Annotated in this window: 1 protein-coding gene; it reads right to left on the bottom strand. The window is 48.4% G+C overall.

Translation table 11 applies throughout. The features are described 5' to 3' along the window. The coding region (locus tag HP566_RS00830) for a hypothetical protein (RefSeq protein WP_249975358.1) at nucleotides 1–761 on the bottom strand (761 nt) is incomplete at its 3' end. Nucleotides 762–1,120: the final 359 nt, after the last annotated feature.

The following is a 1,120-nucleotide window of genomic DNA, read 5'->3' as shown; positions in this document are numbered from 1 at the left end:
AGGCCACCTAGGTTGGCAAAGTCTTCACTTGACATTAATATTTCAAAGATATCTTCAGGTGCCCCTTTGCCTTCAGCGCGGTGGGTCATAAAGTTGAAATCCATCTCAATCAGATGTTCAAGGCGCGGTGCATAAAAATCGGGATACTGCGCCTGCATGATGGGGGGGAGATCGTTGTAATTCCCCAGCACTTCTTTAAAGAACTCTGTCATCTTGCCGGTTTGGCTGTACTCCAATTTACCTCGAGCAACGACGGCTTGATTCCATGCCTCCCGCTGATCATAATCTTCTCGCCAAGCCGCCCGTCGCTCATTGGCCGTAAATGTGCCGCTATCGTCATAAATAATCAGTGCTAGTTGGTCTTGCGATAGACCGCTAAAGGGGTTGCTGCCCCTGCCATTGTTAAAGGAGGTGGCTTGTTTTGCTCGTTCCAGTAGTTCGGGATCATCGGTGTTGGGCACTTCGGCGTCGTATCGAGCTCGGTTGTTATGGTAGCCTTGGCCGGTAATCTGGCTGAGCAGCGCATTGGCTTTTTGGCCAAGCGCCTTCCGGTCCAGGCTGGCATCACGCTCTTCGGCACGTAGGGCGCTGTCGCTTAACTGCTGAGCCAACGTGGAAAGTTGACTGGCTGGCTTTGAAGAATCAGATGGCGAGGTTGTGTTTTCGCTCTGTTCGGTTCCCTTGGCTGATACGTCCTGAGTGCGGCTACCAGACGTCGTTTGCGACGTCGCCGGGGTAGCGGGTCCAATGCTGATTGTCATGGCAATACCTCCTTGTCGTTTTGCTGAATCGCCATCAATTATATGGCCTATGGTAGTGACCGAAACGTTGGTTATTTCTCGAAGCCTGCTTTAAATAATCGGCAGGGAAAACTAAAACGTTAAGTAAATATTGTAATTTTTTGTTAGTGTACTTATCAATGCACGCACATATCCCGCCATAGATGGTTTTATCATCAGTCGAAGGGGGATGAGATACTTGAACTGTCATTTTTCAATTAATCGTTGAATTAGCAAAGCGTTTACCTAGGTTGGCAAAGTCTTCACTTGACATTAATATTTCAAAGATATCTTCAGGTGCCCCTTTGCCTTCAGCGCGGTGGGTCATAAAGTTGAAATCC

The sequence above is a fragment of the Vreelandella olivaria genome, from assembly GCF_023507745.1.
GTDB lineage: Bacteria > Pseudomonadota > Gammaproteobacteria > Pseudomonadales > Halomonadaceae > Vreelandella > Vreelandella olivaria_A.
Note: the sequence above shows the minus strand (reverse complement) of the source record. Positions and strands in the feature narration are given on the sequence as shown.